Genomic DNA, 15,189 nt, shown 5'->3' on the forward strand with positions numbered 1-15,189 from the left:
CGTTATCGCTTGGCGCCTAGACGCTCGGAGCGATTTCCGGGATGCGCGGCTTGGCGTTGCCGGCGAAGGTGAACTTCGCGTCGTCGCCTTCGCCTTCCACGTCCACCACCACGATGTCGCCGGCGTGCAGTTCGCCGAAGAGGATCTTCTCGGAGAGCTGGTCCTCGATCTCGCGCTGGATGGTGCGGCGCAACGGCCGGGCACCCATCGCCGGGTCGTAGCCGCGGGTGGCCAGCAGCACCTTGGCCGCGGGCGTGAGCTCGATGCCCATGTCCTTGTCCTTGAGGCGCTTCTCCAGGCGGGTGACGAACAGGTCCACGATCTCGATGATCTCGTCCTGGGTCAATTGCGGGAACACCACCACGTCGTCAACACGGTTCAGGAACTCGGGGCGGAAGTGCTGCTTGAGCTCCTCCGTGACCCGGGCGCGCATCCGGTTGTAGCCGGTCTGCGTGTCCGTCCCGGACTGGAAGCCGGTGGCGACGCTCTTGGAGATGTCCCGGGTGCCGAGGTTCGTGGTCATGATGATCACGGTGTTCTTGAAGTCCACCACGCGGCCCTGGGAGTCGGTCAGGCGGCCGTCTTCCAGGATCTGCAGCAGCGAGTTGAAGAGGTCGGCGTGCGCCTTCTCCACTTCGTCGAACAGCACCACGGAGAACGGCCGGCGCCGGACCTTCTCGGTCAGCTGGCCGCCTTCCTCGTAGCCCACGTAGCCCGGAGGGGCACCGAAGAGCCGGGAGACGGTGTGCTTCTCCGAGTACTCGGACATGTCCAGCGTGATCAGCGCGTCTTCCTCGCCGAACAGGAACTCCGCGAGGGCCTTGGCCAGTTCGGTCTTGCCGACGCCGGTGGGGCCGGCGAAGATGAACGAGCCGCCCGGACGCTTCGGATCCTTCAGGCCTGCACGGGTACGGCGGATCGCCTGGGACAGGGACCTGATGGCCTCGTTCTGGCCGACCACGCGCTTGTGCAGTTCGTCTTCCATCTTCAGCAGGCGCGAGGATTCTTCCTCGGTCAGCTTGAAGACCGGAATGCCGGTGGAGTTCGCCAGCACCTCGGCGATGAGATCCTCATCCACCTCGGAGATGTCGTCCATGCCGCCGGTCTTCCATTGGCGTTCCTTCTCGGCGCGCTCGGCAATGAGCTTCTGCTCCTTGTCGCGCAGCGAGGCGGCGCCTTCGAAGTCCTGCGCGTCAATCGCGGATTCCTTCTCGAGCTTCATGGCCGCGATCTTCTCGTCCATGACCTTGAGCTCCGGCGGGGCGGTCATCCGGCGGATGCGCAGCCGCGCGCCGGCTTCATCGATCAGGTCGATTGCCTTGTCCGGCAGGAAGCGGTCCGAGATGTAGCGCTCGGAGAGGCTGGCCGCCGAGGCGAGGGCGCCGTCGGTGATCGTGACGCGGTGGTGCGCCTCGTAGCGGTCACGCAGGCCCTTGAGGATCTCGATCGCGTCGGCGACCGAGGGCTCCTTGACCTGGATCGGCTGGAAGCGGCGCTCCAGGGCGGCATCCTTCTCGATGTGCTTGCGGTACTCATCCAGCGTGGTCGCACCGATGGTCTGGAGCTCACCGCGGGCCAGCATGGGCTTCAGGATCGAAGCCGCATCGATGGCACCTTCGGCAGCACCGGCACCCACCAGGGTGTGGATCTCGTCGATGAAGAGGATGATGTCGCCGCGGGTGCGGATCTCCTTGAGCACCTTCTTCAGGCGCTCTTCGAAGTCACCGCGGTAGCGGGAGCCGGCCACCAGGGACCCGAGGTCCAGGGTGTACAGCTGCTTGTCCTTGATGGTCTCCGGCACGTCGCCGCGGACGATCGCCTGGGCCAGGCCCTCGACGACGGCGGTCTTGCCGACGCCGGGCTCGCCGATCAGCACCGGGTTGTTCTTGGTGCGGCGGGAAAGGACCTGCATGACGCGTTCCATTTCCTGCTCGCGGCCGATCACCGGGTCCAGCTTGTTCTCACGTGCGGCCTGGGTCAGGTTGCGCCCGAACTGGTCGAGTACGACCGAGCCTGCGGGGGTGCCTTCGGCCTGGCCGGAGCCAACACCGGCACCGGCGGATTCCTTGCCCTGGTAGCCGGAGAGCAGCTGGATGACCTGCTGGCGGACGCGGTTCAGGTCCGCTCCGAGCTTGACCAGCACCTGGGCGGCCACACCTTCACCCTCGCGGATGAGGCCGAGCAGGATGTGCTCGGTGCCGATGTAGTTGTGGCCCAGCTGCAGGGCTTCGCGCAGCGAGAGCTCCAGCACCTTCTTGGCGCGCGGGGTGAACGGGATGTGGCCGGACGGGGCCTGCTGGCCCTGGCCGATGATCTCCTGCACCTGCTCGCGGACGCCGTCGAGCGAGATGCTCAAGGACTCGAGGGCTTTGGCGGCAACACCTTCACCCTCATGGATCAGACCCAAGAGGATGTGTTCGGTGCCGATGTAATTGTGGTTCAGCATGCGTGCCTCTTCTTGGGCAAGCACAACTACGCGACGGGCACGGTCCGTAAATCGCTCAAACATTTCGCCACACTCCTAGCTACGACGTACTTTGATGCTACGTGGCGGAGTTCGAGATTTGTGGCTTGTTCGCCACGGGGGAAACCCGGACGGGTCCCGGGCGTCACGGCGGTCCACGGATACCGGCCGGCCGGGGCCCTGGCTCGGCCCCGGTCAGGGCTGCGCTCCCGCCCGGTTACTTCTTCCCAAATCCTGAAGACACGGCGTGTCCTCGGCTTATTGAGGCATTTTCCGGAGGCAACCGGGCGGGAACGCACAGTTGCCGCCAGCACCGGCCGTCCGGACACGACAATGCCCCCGCCGCGGGGGCAGGGGCATGGTCGAAGGAAAGGGGCGAGCCGACGCGCCCTTCCGGGAAGCAGGTACTAGGAATTTGCCTTTTGGTAGGCTTCCTGAATTTCGGCTTGGATACGGCCGCGGCTGTTTACCGCATAGCCGTTGTCCCGGGCCCACTGTCGAATCTGCGCCGAGTCCTGATTGCGGCCGCTCGAAACTTTAGTCCGGGTTGCCCGCCCGGTCGACGTCTTGCGCGCGTGGGCCACGTACCGCTCGACGGCCGAGCGGAGTTCTGATGCGTTGCCCGATGACAGGTCAATTTCATAACTCACGCCATCAAGGCCAAACCGGACAGTTTCGTCCGCGGATCCCCCATCCAGATCATCAACAAGGATGATTTTAACTTTCTGTGCCATAAAAACTCTCTTTTCAAAAGGTCGAGTATTTAGAAAAGCAGGATGTATCTGAAAAAAGTATCCATCCTTTTATGGCCGGGAGTCAAAGCGGAAAAGCCCTTCCAAAGAAAGTCCACAGGAAGGAATAGCCCCAGCTTTTAGCGCTGTTCGGGGGAATGCCCGGTCCCGGGAGCGGGATTTTGCTCCGGCCCGCGGGCTGCCGCCTCCGCCTGGGCGCGGGCCTCGGCCTGGCGCTCGGATTTGTCGGCATTGAAGATTGCCTTCATGGCGAACCAGAAGATGAGCCCGACCACCACGGACGGGAGCAGGACGGCAATGTATTCCATGATCAGTGGCCTTCGGGCTTCAGCAGCGGGAAGAGAATGGTCTCGCGGATGCCGGCGCCGGTGAAGAGCATGACCAGCCGGTCGATGCCCAGTCCGATGCCGCCCATCGGCGGGGCGCCGTACTCGAGGGCGCGGAGGAAGTCCTCGTCCAGCTGCATGGCTTCGACGTCGCCGGCGGCGGAGCGGCGGGACTGCTCGGTGAGGCGTTCGCGCTGGATGACCGGGTCGATCAGTTCGGAGAAGGCGGTGCCGCGCTCCATCCCGCCGATGATCAGGTCCCACGCTTCGATCAGCCGGTTGTCCTCGCGGTGGTGGCGGGCCAGCGGCTGCGCGGAGGGCGGGTAGTCATAGACGAAAGTCGGGTTGAGCAGGGTCGGTTCGACCAGCTCGCCGAAGAGCTCGACCACGAGCTTCTCGGCGTCCCAGGCCGCGTCGACCTTGACCTCGTGCTTGGCGGCGATGGCCAGCAGTTCCTCGACGGGGGTTTCCGGGGTGATGTCCTGGCCCACGAAGTCGGAGAGTCCCGGGTACACGGCCATCCAGGCCCAGTCGCCGTCGAGGTTGATCTCGCCGGCCTCGGTCTGCAGCACGCGGCCCACCCCGGCGGCGTCGGCGGCGTCCAGGATGATCTCCTTGATGCGGTCCGCCATGACGAACTGGTCGGCCCAGGCCTCGTAGCTCTCCAGGGTGGTGAATTCGGGGCTGTGGGTCGAGTCCACGCCCTCGTTGCGGAAGACCCGGCCCATGTCATAGACCCGGTCGATGCCGCCGACCACCGTGCGCTTGAGGTACAGCTCGGTGGCGATCCGCAGCGTCATCTTCTGGTCAAAAGCGTTCATGTGCGTCTCGAACGGGCGGGCCGTGGCGCCGCCGTGCACCAGCTGCAGCATCGGCGTCTCCACCTCGACGTAGCCCTGGCGGTGCAGGGTTTCGCGGATGGAACGCGTGATCGCGGCCCGGGTGTAGACCATTTCGCGGGCCTCGTCGCGGACAATCAGGTCCACATAGCGCTGGCGGACGCGGGTTTCCTCGTTGAGCTCCGCGTGCAGCACCGGCAGCGGCCGCAGCGCCTTGGACGCCATGGACCAGGATTCGGCCATCACGGAGAGCTCGCCGCGGCGGGAGGAGATGACCTCGCCCTTGATGAAGACGTGGTCGCCGAGGTCCACGAGGGACTTCCAGTCCGCGAGCGCTTCCTCGCCGATGTTGGCCAGGCTGAGCATGACCTGCAGCCGGACGGCCTTGCCGTCGAGGCCGCCCTCCTGGAGGGTGGCGAAGCAGAGCTTGCCGGTGTTGCGGATGAAGACAATGCGGCCGGTCACGCCGACGACGTCGCCGGTGGTCTCGTCGGCCACGAGGTGCGCGTACTTTTCGCGGATCTCCGTCAGTGAGTGCGTGCGCTCGACTCCCACCGGGTACGCCTCGATGCCACGTTCGATCAGCTTGGCGCGCTTTTCCATGCGGACCAGCGTCTGCTCGCTGGCGTCGGAGTGCTCGGCGGTGTTCGGGGCGGGGGTGTTTTGGGAAGTCACAATCCCCAAGTTTACCGGGCATCCGGCCCCCTCCGGTGCGGCAGGCGCGGGAATGGACCGGGAATACAATCACAGCTGTGGAGACGTGGACGATTCGGACCGACGACGGCGAGGGGCACCTCGAGCTGCACACCTTCCGGCCCAGCGCGGAAAAGGCCCCGGAGGGCGCCCCGGCAGCAGCGCCGGAAGCCGCCCCGGGGGCAGCGCCCGGGCACTTCCCGGAGCCAGTCGGCGCGGCGCCCGGGGACGCGCCTGCGGCGGCGGGCGCCGGCGTCGTTCTGGTACATGGGACCTTGGTCACGGACGCCCTCTACCGCTCGTTCGCCCGGAGCCTGAGCCGGCTTTTGGGCCGCCCGGTGCACTGTTACAACCGCCGCGGCCGGGCCGGGTCCTCACCGCAGCCCGCGGACTACTCGGCGGCCACGGAGGTTGCAGACCTCGCCGCCGTGCTGCGGCAAACCGGCTCAACGGACGTGTTCGCGCACAGCTACGGCGGGTTCGTGGCGCTGCAGGCCGCACGCAGCGTGCCGATCCGCCGCCTGGTGACCTACGACGCGGCTGTGTCCCTCGCCGGGAACCTGACCAGCCGCTGGCGACCGGAACTGGAACGATCGGTGGCGGCCGGTGAACTGGACCACGCGTGGGCCCACCTGGTCCAGGGGCTGGAAACCGCCGGTCCCGTGTCGAAGCTGCCGCTCGGCGCCCTGCGCATGCTCAGCATCCTCTCGGCCCGGACCAGCCTGGGCGCGGAGATGCGGGAACTGCTGCCCACGGCCGTGAAGGAGATGCGCGCGGTGCTGGCCGCGGACGCCGAGCTCGACGACTTTGCCGGCATCACCATGCCCACGCTGATGCTCACCGGCGGGTGGAGCCCGGACTACTTCGCCGAAACCGGGCGGCAGCTCGCGGCGGCGGTGCCGGCAATCGAGTTTGCCGTGGTGCCGGGCCAGCTGCACGAGGGCCCCATCCGTCCCGGCAACCGGCGGCTGGCGCTGATTGCGGCCAGGTTCCTGCTCGACGGCGACGCGGTCCCGGCGCGGCTCCGGGTCCGGCGGCGGCTGCGGCCGGCCCGCTGACTTCTGGCACTAGAATCGGGGGCGACCTAAGTCGAAAGGACCCCCTTGGCCAAGCTCTACTTCCGTTACGGCGCGATGAACTCCGGCAAGTCGACGGGCCTGCTGCAGGCCGCGTTCAACTACGAGGAGCGAGGCCAGCGGGTGGTGCTCGCCAAGCCGGACATCGACACCAAGGGTGACGCCGACGTCGTATCCCGGCTGGGCATGACCCGCTCGGTGGACTTCCTGATCCCGTCCGGGGCGTCCGCCCGGAAGCTGTTCGCGGCGCACGCGCACGGGGATGACCCCGACGCGTTGCTGCAGCACGTGGACACACCCCCCGTGGCCTGCCTGCTGGTGGACGAGGCCCAGTTCCTTGAGCCCGAGCAGGTGGACGACCTTTTCCGCATCGCCGTGCTGGACAACGTTCCCGTGCTCGCCTACGGCATCCGCACCGACTTCCGGACCCGCGCCTTCCCCGGCTCGCTCCGGCTCCTGGAAATCGCGCACACCCTCGAGGAGCTCAAGACCATCTGCCGGTGCGGCCGCAAGGCCATCTTCAACACCCGCCGGATCGGCGATCAGGTGGTGTTCGACGGCGACCAGGTGGCCATCGACGGGCAGGACGCCTGGTACGAGTCACTCTGCGGCTCCTGCTACCTCGAGATCTCCGGCGGCCGGCTGGGCAGCTGACAGCACCCTGCTGTGCGGTTCCGGGCGCCTCGGCTAGGCTCGGAGCATGACCCGCGAGAACATCAAAACCCCCGACGGCGGAACCCTTGAGCTTTTCAGCACGGGCGCGGAGCTTGCCGCGGCGGGTTCCGGCGTCGTCGTCGTGCCGGCTTCGATGGTGACGGCGGCCGACTACACCCGTTTCGCGCAGAAGCTCAGCGCCGCGCTGGGCCGGCCGGTCCACACCTTCAACCGCCGAGGCCGCGGCTCGTCCTCGCCGCAGCCGGAGGACTACACCCTAGACGTGGACATCCGCGACCTGGACGCCGTGATGAAGCACACCGCCAGTACCGACGTCTTCGGGCACAGCTTCGGCGGCGCGGTGGCGCTGCATGCCGCACGCACCCTGCCGGTGGAACGCCTCGCCGTCTACGACCCGGCCGTTTCGGTGAACCACAGCGTCACGGCGGACTGGACCGCAGAGTACGAGCGCCTGACGGCGGCGGGCGACGACGACCGGGCCCTCGCCGTCCTGGTCCGCGGCCTCGAGACCGGAAGCGCGCTGTCCCGGATGCCGCTATCCATGCTGACGCTGGCGAACAAGCTCACCGCCGGCACACCTGTCGGCAAGCAGCTGCGCGAGCTGATGAAGACCGGCGTCCGCGAGATCAAGGCGATCATCGCCGCCGACATGCCGGCCGAACCATTCCTGGAGCTGCCGCTGGAGACCCTGATCATCGTGGGCGAGAAGAGCCCGGCGTACTTCGGGGTGGCCTGCGGGCAGATCCACGACGTGCTCTCGGGCTCCAGCTACACCATCCTGCCGGGCATGGGCCACGACGGCGTCAACAAGGCCCCGGACAAGCTCATCGCCGAACTCAGCGAGTTCTTCGCCGGCTAGCAGCTGCCGGGTCAGTGGGCCGCCGGGCCCGCCGCGCCTTCGGTCTTGCGCATCAGCACGGACAGCACCACGGCAGCGAGCGCTATGGCGGCCGCGGTCAGGAACGCCGCGTGCATTCCGGCGACGATGCCGGACCCCGCCGAGACGACCGCGTAGATCGAGACCAGCAGCGCCGTGCCCGCCGCGCCCGCGACCTGCTGCAGGGTGCTCATGATGGCCGAGCCGTGGGAGTACAGGTGCGGCGGCAACGGGTTCAGCCCCGTGGTGAACGCGGGGGTGAACAGCAGCGCCAGGCCCAGGCTCAGCGTCACATGCAGCGCGATGATCCAGCCGACCGGCGTCTGGGCGTCCAGCCGGGAGAACTGCCAGAGCGAAAGCACCATCAGGACCGATCCCGTCACGGTCAGCGGCAATGGGCCGAACTTGTCGAAAAGCCGGCCGATGACCGGGCCCAGCAGGCCCATTGCGAGGCCGCCGGGCAACAGGGCGAGGCCGGTTTCCAGCGACTTCAGGCCGCGGACTTCCTGCAGGTACAGGGGCAGCAGGATCACGGCGCCGAACAGGGCAATCATCGCGACCACCAGCAGCAGCACGGACACGGTGAACATCCGGAAGTTGAAGGCGCGCAGATCCAGCAGCGGCGCGTCTGACTTCTGCAGCCTGAGCTGGCGCAGGACGAAGGCGAGCAGGGCCACGACGCCGACGGCGAGCGCCGCCACGGCCGGGGTGGCGGGGCCGCCCTGGCCGCCGCCGATCTGGCTCAGTCCGTACACGACGCCGCCGAAGGCCGGGACGGTCAGGACGACGGACAGCGCATCGAGCCGGGTCTTCTCGTTGTCGCCGATGTTCCGCAGGAACCTGGCTCCGATGGCAAACGCGAGCAACGCGATCGGGAGCACGAACACGAACATGAACCGCCAGGAGAAATTCTGCAGGATCAGCCCGGAGACCGTCGGGCCCATGGCGGGCGCCACCGAGATCGCGATGCTCACGTTGCCCATCACGGCGCCGCGGCGCGCAACCGGCACCAGGGTCAGGATGGTGGTCATCAGCAGCGGCAGCATGATGGCGGTGCCGCCGGCCTGGATGATTCTGGCCAGAAGCAGGATTTCGAAACCGGGTGCGAGGGCTGCCAGCAGGGTGCCGGCGGAAAACAGCCCCATCGCCAGCATGAAGACCGCCCGGGTGGAGAGTCGCTGCAGGATGAAGCCCGTGGTGGGAATGACCACGGCCATCGTCAGCATGAAGCCGGTGGAAAGCCACTGCACGGTGGGTGCATCGACCCTCAGGTCCACCATCAGCCGCTGCAGGGCCACGTTCATGATGGTTTCGTTCAGGATCACCACGAAGGTGGCTACCAGCAGGGTGGCGATGATGGTGACGGACTCCCGGGACAGCTTCTCCGGCCCGGCCGCCGGTGCCTCCGCGCGCTGCACGGGCGCCGGGGGCAGGGCTGCGGTCCGGGGCGGCTGCGCCAGGTTCTCCTGGACGTTGGAAGGGGCATCTGCTGGCATGGGGATTCCCTCAGGGAGTTGAAGTGGGTTTCGGCGCACGTGGTCGCCACTACGAATTCCAACCCGCCCCCCGCAGCGGTAATTCCCGGCGGCGGCGATAAATTATTCCGATTCGCAGCGGGACGGAAACTCGGCCCGGGGCCTTTGTCCCCTACCCGCTTTCCGGCGGCGGGCGTTGGCTGGTAACGGGCCGAGGCTCCCCTCCGGGCGCCCGCACCCCGGCTTATTCCACCGACTTACTCCACCGGCTATTCCACGAGAGGATGATCCATGGGCCACATCAAGCTCGACACCCAGATCGACGCGCCGGTCGGGCGCGTCACCGAGATCGCCGTCGACCCCTACCACTGGGCGTCATGGTGGGTGAACCTCAGCGAGCCGAAGAAGGTCGAAGGCGACGGCCGGGCGGGGACCGTCGTCGAGCACAGCTACCTGATGGCCGGGGTTCCGTTCCCGGTCACCACGCGCGTCCTGGAAAACGAGCCGACCCCCAGCGGCGGCCAGCACGTCCGGCTCGAATTCGACGGCCCGCTCAAGGGATGGCAGACGTGGGACTACGAGCCCTCGGGAACCGGCACCCGGGTCACCGCGGAAATCGAGTACAACGTCCCGGGCGCGGCGATCGGGAAGTTCGCCGACCGGGTGCTGGTGGAACGGCTGCAGGAGCGCGCCAGGGAACAGACCCTGGCAAACCTCAAGCTGATGGCCGAGACGGGGAAGGGCTAGGAGTCCAGCGGCACGTTGTCGATCAGGCGGACCGGACCGACCTTGGCCGCGATGAGAACCAGTCCTTCGCCGCGGAACGGCGTCTCGCGGCAGTTCTCCGCGAGCGGCTCAAGGGTGCGCGGGTCCACGACGTCGAAGTAGTCCAGCTCCACGAGGGGCTGGGATTCCACGAGCGCCCGGGCGGAGTCCAGGTCCAGGGGTTCGTGGGCGTTGGCGCGTTCCTCGACCAGCCGCAGCGCCCGGGAGAGCACCAGGGCGGCCTCGCGTTCCTCGGCCGAGAGGAAACGGTTCCGGCTGGAGAGCGCGAGCCCGTCCGGGGACCGCACGATCGGCACCGGGATGATCTCCACCGGGAAGTTCAGGTCCGCCACCATTCGCTGGACCAGGGTCAGCTGCTGGGCGTCCTTTTGGCCGAAATAGGCGCGGTAGGCGACCTGTCCCAAGGCGGGCAGGCCGTAGTGCAGCAGCTTCGCCACCACCGTCAGGGCGCCGTCGAAGTGCCCGGGCCGGGAGGCTCCCTCCCACTTGTCGGCCAGCACACCGGCAGTGATCCGCACCAGGGGTTCGCCGCCGGGATACACCTCCTCCACCGCCGGCGCGAAGGCGAGGTCTACTCCTTCGGCCTCGAGCAGGGCCAAATCCGCCTCAAGCGTCCGCGGGTAGCGGTCAAGGTCCACCGCCTCGCCGAACTGCAGCGGATTGACGAAGATGCTGGCCACCACGACGTCGTTTTCCGCGACGGCGGTGCGTGCGAGCCGGGCATGTCCCTCGTGCAGGGCGCCCATCGTGGGCACGAGCCCCTGCGAGGTGCCGCGCTTTTCGGTGAGCAGCCGCGCGCTTTCAGTGCGCAGCTGCGCAGCCGTGGTCACCAACTGGATTGCCATCTCAGGGTCCTTCCTCAGGAATCGGGCCGCCGGCGTCGGGGGCCTCGAGCGCCTGCCTGATGCCGTCGATTTGCTCCGGCTTCAACAGCCCGCGGCTACCCGCACGGCGGGCCGTTGCCCGGGCCATGGCCAGGTACGCCTCAAGAATATCGCCGCCGGAGCCGCCGTCGAGTTCGCGCAGCGCCTCCGAGTGCGCGGCGACAGTCCCCACATCCCCGCGCGCCACCGGACCGGTCAGCGCCGACTCTCCCGAGGCGAGGGCGTTTTCCAGGCTGGCGCGCAGCAGGGGGCCCAGCATGCGTTCCGGGGCTTCGACGCCCACTTCGCGCAGCAGCTGGGAGGCTTGCGCCACGAGCGTGACCAAATGGTTTGAGCCGTGCGCCAGGGCCGCGTGGTACAGCGTGCGGTCAGCTTCGGCGATCGCGACCGGCTCCGCGCCCATCTCCACCACGAGGGCCTGCGCGATCGGCAGCATGGCCGGGTCGGCCGTCACGCCGAAGCTGCAGTCCAGCAGCCGGGTCAGGTCAAGGCTCATGCCGGTGAAGGTCATGGCGGGGTGCAGCGCCAGCGGGATGGCCCCCGCGGCGCGGACCGGGCGCAGGATCCCGACGCCGAATCGCCCGGAGGTTTGGGCAACGAGCTGCCCGGGCTGCCAGGCGCCGAGTTTCGCGAGCCCTTCCACGAGCGGACCGAGGGCGTCGTCCGGGACCGCCAGCAGTACCAGTTCGGCGCGTTCCACGATGTCCTGCACCTCGAGGATGGGAACGCCGGGCAGCAGGGTTTCGGCGCGCTCCCGGCTCGCGTCCGAGACGGCGGAGACCCCGACGACGGCGTGCTCGGCGGCGCGCAACGCCGCCCCCAGGACGGCCCCCACCTTGCCGGCTCCGATGATTCCGACGCCGAGGCGTCCTGGCTTAGCCATGCTGCGGACCTTCCTTTGGTGCGTGTACGAGGTGCTCTACCGGGGCGAGCCAGTGTTCGCTGGTCTGCCGTTTCCGCGCGGTCCGGGCGCGGGCCGCCTGCGCATCCAGCAAGGCCCGGCCTTCGTCCAGGCCGGCCTGGATCAGCCGCGGCGCGACCGGCCCCGCGGTGGTGTGCAGGACCAGGTCCGCCACCCGGAAGCGCCGGGCAAGCGGGCCCTGCTGCAGCGCGATCGACTGGGTGCGCTGGTGCGGGACCAGGATGAGGTGGCGCCACCAGCGGCCGGAGCGGATCAGCAACGCGGTGTCCGTGGCGGTGAAGCCGTTGCGCCGCCAGCCCAGCGGGGCCAGCAGGCGGGCCCGCCTCGGCGTGGTGACGAAGCCGCCGTCGTACGGAGCGGCGTCGTCCGTGCCGTCCGGAGCCGCGGAACGACCGGCGCCGCCGGCGGGCGCCAGCCCGTTCAACCCCGCGGTGAAGACGCGCCCGGGGTCCGGGGTGCCGGGGTCGGGCAGGACCAGCGACAGCATGGTGAACACCTCCGCCAGCGTTCCGACGGGCAGCAGGGTGGTCCGGGCGGAGGCCTCGCCGTTGCTGCCGGCGGTGCCGTAGCCGGCCACGTTGACCTGCATCCGGTACCAGCCGAAGACCCGCCAGAGCGGCGGCTGGCTGACGCGCACGGCCTGGATCCGCCCGGGCGGCAGGGTCTGGGCCTGGGTGTCCAGCAGGCCGTAGCGGAGCCGGATACCGTCCGGGGAAATGGCGGCGGTGAAGTTGAAGCCCTTGTTGAAGGAGTTCCAGTACGCCGCGGCCAGGCCCAGGCCGGCCGGGACCAGATAGAAGTAGAAGCTGCGGTTCTCGGTGAGGGCGGAGAGCAGCACCGAGGCCACGGCGCCGAGGACGATGACGACGCTTTGCTCGCTCAGCACCAGCGACCCGACCAGCCGCGGCGGCGGCACGGTGAGTACGGCATGTTCCGGCGCCTCCTCGGCGACGGCCGCCCGCTGCCCCGGATCCTGCCCCGCCGTTACCGGCGCCGGCGTCCCGCCTCCGGCGCCGGAGGCACGGGCAAGGATGGTCGCGCGGAGCTGGCGGGCCTCGGCCAGGGGCAGGTAGGCCAGGTGCACCGCGGACTGGCCGGCGTCGGCGACCTCGAACCTGAGCTCGGCGAGCCCGAAAATCCGCGCCAGCAGGGGCTGCACGACGTCGATTGCCTGGACCCGGTCCAGCCGGGCCTGGCGCTGCTGCTTGAACAGGAACCCGGTGTTGACCCGCACGTACCCGTCAGCCACCTGGTACCGGGTGAAGTACCAGCTCAGCACGAAGCCGAGCACGGTCAGCAGCAGCACCGTGCCGCCGCCAAGCAGCAGCCATGGCGCCCGTCCGGCGAGCCGATCGTCAATGACGGGTCCGCCCTGGAGCAGGCGTTCAAAGGCATCGCGGCCAAAGAAGAAGAACATCGCGGCCAGCGCCACCCAGCCCCGAACGAACGGCGATGCCGGATGCACGCGCCGCCAGCTGTCCCCGGCGGCCGTCACAGCCCGGCCAGGCGGGCCTCGCCGCGGGCGGACAGCTGTTCGCGGAGCCTCGCCCCCTCCTCCGCGGGCAGGCCGGGGATCTCCGCGCTGGTGCCGGCCGAGGCGGTGTGAAGCTTCAGGGTGCACAGGCCGAGGCCGCGCTCCACCGGGCCGGCCCCGATGTCCACGTACTGCATCCGCCCGTACGGGACCACCAGGACGCGCTGGAAGAAGATGCCACGGCGGATCAGCAGGTCGTCCTCGCGTTCGGCGTAACCGATGGACCGCACCTGTCGCGGGATGAGCACGAGCCGCCACAGGGCCAGCAGGAAGGCTGCGGCGGGCACGGCGGCGGCGATCCACAGCGGCGGCCAGCCCCACGCGCCGTTCAGGACCAGCACGAGGGGCAGGGACAGGACCGCGACGGCGGCCAGGTTGGCCAGCGCCCAGCCCACCAGCCGCACGGTCACGTACCGGGGAGACACCCGCCGCCAGACCAGCCCGGGCGGGTCAATCGCCTCGGTATGCATATTCGCCTTCAGCCTTGGGCTTGCCGCGCTTGCCCTGCAGTCCGGGGCTCCCCTCGGCGTCGCCGTCCTCGGGAGGAATCCGGCAGAAGCGCTCCACCACCAGGCCTACCACCACCATCACGAGGCCGCCGCCGGCCATGGACAGCGTCTCCCAGGTGATGGACTGACCGCTGCGCACGGACCATAGCCTCAGCTGGTCCAGGAAAATTCCGGCGTGCCAGCCCAGCAGCACGGTCCCGGTGTAGGCGCAGGCCTGGGCCAGGACCAGGGTCCACGCGGCCAGGATCGGGTTGAGCATTCTCTTCTTCTTGCCGTTGCGCCAGCGCAGCACACGGACGCCAAGGATCAGGGTGAGGGCCACGATCACGCCCATGGTGAGCAGGCCGGTCAGCGGCAGCACCGGGGTCTCGAGGCTGTAGCGTCCGGAAATCAGGGCGGCAAGCCAGCCCAGGACGGCGAGCGCGACAGCAATGACGAGGAGCAGGAGCGGACTGACCGGCTTCATGGGGCCTCCACCGGCGCGGCTCCAGCCGCGCCCTTGAGGTCTTCGAAGCCGTCGAACGGCGCGAGGTCCGGGAAGTCGGCGGCCTTGGCGGCGAGGTCGCCCACCCGTTCGCCGTTGAGCTCGGCCGCGGGGTCGATCAGGGACCAGGGGTAGAGCACGAAGGCACGCTCCGCGGCGCGCGGATGCGGAAGCGTCAGGTCCGGGTCGGAGCTCACCAGGTCGCCGTAGGTGATGATGTCCACGTCGAGGGTGCGCGGACCCCAGCGGACTTCACGGACCCGCAGGTGCTTTTGTTCCACCGCGTGGCAGTGCCGCAGCAGTTCCTCCGGGGACAGCGAGGTTTCCACGGCGATGACCATGTTCAGGAAGCCCGGCTGGTCCGGCGGTCCGCCTACGGCCTTGGTCTGCACGATCGGCGAGATGGCCAGCAGCCGCACCTCCGGCGGGTCGACGAGGTCGGCGACGGCGGCGGAGAGCGTGTCGTTGCGCTCCCCCAGGTTGCTGCCGAGCGCGATCACGGCGCGGGTGTAGGGCGCTGCGTGGGGGCTCATGGCCGGTCCCGGTGGACGCTGACGGACACATCGCCGAACTCGACCTCGATCGGGGCCTTGGGCTTGTGCACGGTGATGTCGACGGCGGCCACCGGGAAGCGCAGCAGCAGGTCGTCGGCGATCCGCACCGCGAGGGCCTCGATCAGGTTCAGCGGCGCGCCGGTGATCCAGCCGCGGATGCACTCGGCCACTTCGCCGTAATGCGCGGTGTCCCGCACGTCGTCACTGGCGGCGGCCTGGCTGAAGTCGAGGTGCAGCACGGCGTCGACGACAAACGGCTGGCCGTCCCGGCGTTCGAAATCAAACACTCCGTGATGCCCGACGGCGGTAACGCCGCTTAGCGTGATCCGGTCCATGGGG

General features: G+C 68.8%; 16 protein-coding genes. 4 read left to right on the plus strand and 12 right to left on the minus strand.

Annotation, left to right across the window (positions count from 1 at the left end):
* Positions 1–16: 16 nt before the first annotated feature.
* The 4 genes from AC1DBD_RS07535 to lysS form a co-directional block, all read right to left on the minus strand.
* On the minus strand, positions 17–2,509 hold the full coding sequence (locus tag AC1DBD_RS07535; protein WP_441418128.1) for an ATP-dependent Clp protease ATP-binding subunit: 2,493 nt from the start codon (positions 2,507–2,509) through the stop codon (positions 17–19).
* Between the two features lie 362 nt (positions 2,510–2,871).
* A complete protein-coding gene (locus AC1DBD_RS07540) occupies positions 2,872–3,198 on the minus strand; it encodes a histone-like nucleoid-structuring protein Lsr2 (RefSeq protein ID WP_175323908.1) in 327 nt (108 codons plus the stop codon).
* Positions 3,199–3,335: 137 nt separating this feature from the next.
* A complete protein-coding gene (locus AC1DBD_RS07545) occupies positions 3,336–3,524 on the minus strand; it encodes a hypothetical protein (protein ID WP_441418130.1) in 189 nt (62 codons plus the stop codon).
* A 2-nt stretch (positions 3,525–3,526) separates the two neighbouring features.
* Positions 3,527–5,056 (minus strand): lysine--tRNA ligase, encoded by a 1,530-nt coding sequence (gene lysS / locus AC1DBD_RS07550; protein ID WP_175323910.1) that lies wholly within the window; start codon positions 5,054–5,056, stop codon positions 3,527–3,529.
* 77 nt (positions 5,057–5,133) lie between these two features.
* Here lysS and AC1DBD_RS07555 point away from each other — a divergent pair, with 77 nt between their 5' ends.
* From AC1DBD_RS07555 to AC1DBD_RS07565, 3 genes are read left to right on the plus strand one after another with little or no spacing between them, the layout of a single operon-like run.
* Positions 5,134–6,132, plus strand: coding sequence for an alpha/beta fold hydrolase (locus tag AC1DBD_RS07555; RefSeq protein ID WP_476981750.1), 999 nt, complete (start codon positions 5,134–5,136; stop codon positions 6,130–6,132).
* A gap of 45 nt (positions 6,133–6,177) precedes the next feature.
* A complete protein-coding gene (locus AC1DBD_RS07560) occupies positions 6,178–6,804 on the plus strand; it encodes a thymidine kinase (protein ID WP_441418132.1) in 627 nt (208 codons plus the stop codon).
* Positions 6,805–6,850: 46 nt separating this feature from the next.
* On the plus strand, positions 6,851–7,684 hold the full coding sequence (locus tag AC1DBD_RS07565) for an alpha/beta fold hydrolase (protein WP_441418133.1): 834 nt from the start codon (positions 6,851–6,853) through the stop codon (positions 7,682–7,684).
* A gap of 11 nt (positions 7,685–7,695) precedes the next feature.
* Here AC1DBD_RS07565 and AC1DBD_RS07570 read toward each other — a convergent pair whose 3' ends face one another.
* On the minus strand, positions 7,696–9,198 hold the full coding sequence (locus AC1DBD_RS07570) for an MDR family MFS transporter (RefSeq protein WP_476926034.1): 1,503 nt from the start codon (positions 9,196–9,198) through the stop codon (positions 7,696–7,698).
* A gap of 270 nt (positions 9,199–9,468) precedes the next feature.
* On the opposite strand from AC1DBD_RS07570, the gene AC1DBD_RS07575 reads away from it, so the two are divergent.
* Positions 9,469–9,924, plus strand: coding sequence for an SRPBCC family protein (locus AC1DBD_RS07575; RefSeq protein WP_441418135.1), 456 nt, complete (start codon positions 9,469–9,471; stop codon positions 9,922–9,924).
* On the opposite strand, the gene panC is transcribed toward AC1DBD_RS07575, so the two are convergent.
* The 7 genes from panC to folB all read right to left on the minus strand — a co-directional run bounded on the left by panC (position 9,921) and on the right by folB (position 15,185).
* Positions 9,921–10,808, minus strand: coding sequence for a pantoate--beta-alanine ligase (panC, locus tag AC1DBD_RS07580; RefSeq protein WP_476981751.1), 888 nt, complete (start codon positions 10,806–10,808; stop codon positions 9,921–9,923). The two genes, AC1DBD_RS07575 and panC, sit on opposite strands and share 4 nt — an antisense overlap.
* A 1-nt stretch (position 10,809) precedes the next feature.
* The gene (locus AC1DBD_RS07585; protein WP_476981752.1) at positions 10,810–11,730 is read right to left on the minus strand and encodes a Rossmann-like and DUF2520 domain-containing protein; all 921 of its coding nucleotides are present in this window, start codon (positions 11,728–11,730) and stop codon (positions 10,810–10,812) included.
* Positions 11,723–13,186: a PH domain-containing protein gene (locus tag AC1DBD_RS07590; protein WP_476981902.1), complete on the minus strand. Its 1,464-nt coding sequence runs from the start codon at positions 13,184–13,186 to the stop codon at positions 11,723–11,725. Before AC1DBD_RS07590 ends, AC1DBD_RS07585 begins: the two co-directional genes overlap by 8 nt.
* Positions 13,187–13,260: 74 nt before the next feature.
* The gene (locus AC1DBD_RS07595) at positions 13,261–13,773 is read right to left on the minus strand and encodes a PH domain-containing protein (RefSeq protein ID WP_476981753.1); all 513 of its coding nucleotides are present in this window, start codon (positions 13,771–13,773) and stop codon (positions 13,261–13,263) included.
* Positions 13,754–14,278 carry a DUF3180 domain-containing protein gene (locus AC1DBD_RS07600; protein ID WP_441418139.1) on the minus strand — a complete coding sequence of 175 codons (525 nt, stop codon included), beginning with the start codon at positions 14,276–14,278 and terminating at the stop codon, positions 13,754–13,756. The genes AC1DBD_RS07595 and AC1DBD_RS07600 overlap by 20 nt, the downstream gene beginning before the upstream one ends.
* Positions 14,275–14,829: a 2-amino-4-hydroxy-6-hydroxymethyldihydropteridine diphosphokinase gene (folK, locus tag AC1DBD_RS07605; RefSeq protein WP_476981754.1), complete on the minus strand. Its 555-nt coding sequence runs from the start codon at positions 14,827–14,829 to the stop codon at positions 14,275–14,277. Before folK ends, AC1DBD_RS07600 begins: the two co-directional genes overlap by 4 nt.
* Positions 14,826–15,185 carry a dihydroneopterin aldolase gene (gene folB / locus AC1DBD_RS07610; protein ID WP_476893009.1) on the minus strand — a complete coding sequence of 120 codons (360 nt, stop codon included), beginning with the start codon at positions 15,183–15,185 and terminating at the stop codon, positions 14,826–14,828. The genes folK and folB overlap by 4 nt, the downstream gene beginning before the upstream one ends.
* Between the last annotated feature and the right edge of the window lie 4 nt (positions 15,186–15,189).

Source organism: Arthrobacter sp. 10T419 (assembly GCF_056394105.1).

What these genes read in the sequence shown, in the direction of transcription:
- AC1DBD_RS07535 (WP_441418128.1), bottom strand. Translation starts at nt 2,509, where the DNA reads ATGTTTGAGCGATTTACGGACCGTGCCCGTCGCGTAGTTGTGCTTGCC.
- AC1DBD_RS07540 (WP_175323908.1), bottom strand. Translation starts at nt 3,198, where the DNA reads ATGGCACAGAAAGTTAAAATCATCCTTGTTGATGATCTGGATGGGGGA.
- AC1DBD_RS07545 (WP_441418130.1), bottom strand. Translation starts at nt 3,524, where the DNA reads ATGGAATACATTGCCGTCCTGCTCCCGTCCGTGGTGGTCGGGCTCATC.
- AC1DBD_RS07565 (WP_441418133.1), top strand. Translation starts at nt 6,851, where the DNA reads ATGACCCGCGAGAACATCAAAACCCCCGACGGCGGAACCCTTGAGCTT.
- AC1DBD_RS07570 (WP_476926034.1), bottom strand. Translation starts at nt 9,198, where the DNA reads ATGCCAGCAGATGCCCCTTCCAACGTCCAGGAGAACCTGGCGCAGCCG.
- AC1DBD_RS07575 (WP_441418135.1), top strand. Translation starts at nt 9,469, where the DNA reads ATGGGCCACATCAAGCTCGACACCCAGATCGACGCGCCGGTCGGGCGC.
- panC (WP_476981751.1), bottom strand. Translation starts at nt 10,808, where the DNA reads ATGGCAATCCAGTTGGTGACCACGGCTGCGCAGCTGCGCACTGAAAGC.
- AC1DBD_RS07585 (WP_476981752.1), bottom strand. Translation starts at nt 11,730, where the DNA reads ATGGCTAAGCCAGGACGCCTCGGCGTCGGAATCATCGGAGCCGGCAAG.
- AC1DBD_RS07590 (WP_476981902.1), bottom strand. Translation starts at nt 13,186, where the DNA reads ATGTTCTTCTTCTTTGGCCGCGATGCCTTTGAACGCCTGCTCCAGGGC.
- AC1DBD_RS07595 (WP_476981753.1), bottom strand. Translation starts at nt 13,773, where the DNA reads ATGCATACCGAGGCGATTGACCCGCCCGGGCTGGTCTGGCGGCGGGTG.
- AC1DBD_RS07600 (WP_441418139.1), bottom strand. Translation starts at nt 14,278, where the DNA reads ATGAAGCCGGTCAGTCCGCTCCTGCTCCTCGTCATTGCTGTCGCGCTC.
- folK (WP_476981754.1), bottom strand. Translation starts at nt 14,829, where the DNA reads ATGAGCCCCCACGCAGCGCCCTACACCCGCGCCGTGATCGCGCTCGGC.
- folB (WP_476893009.1), bottom strand. Translation starts at nt 15,185, where the DNA reads ATGGACCGGATCACGCTAAGCGGCGTTACCGCCGTCGGGCATCACGGA.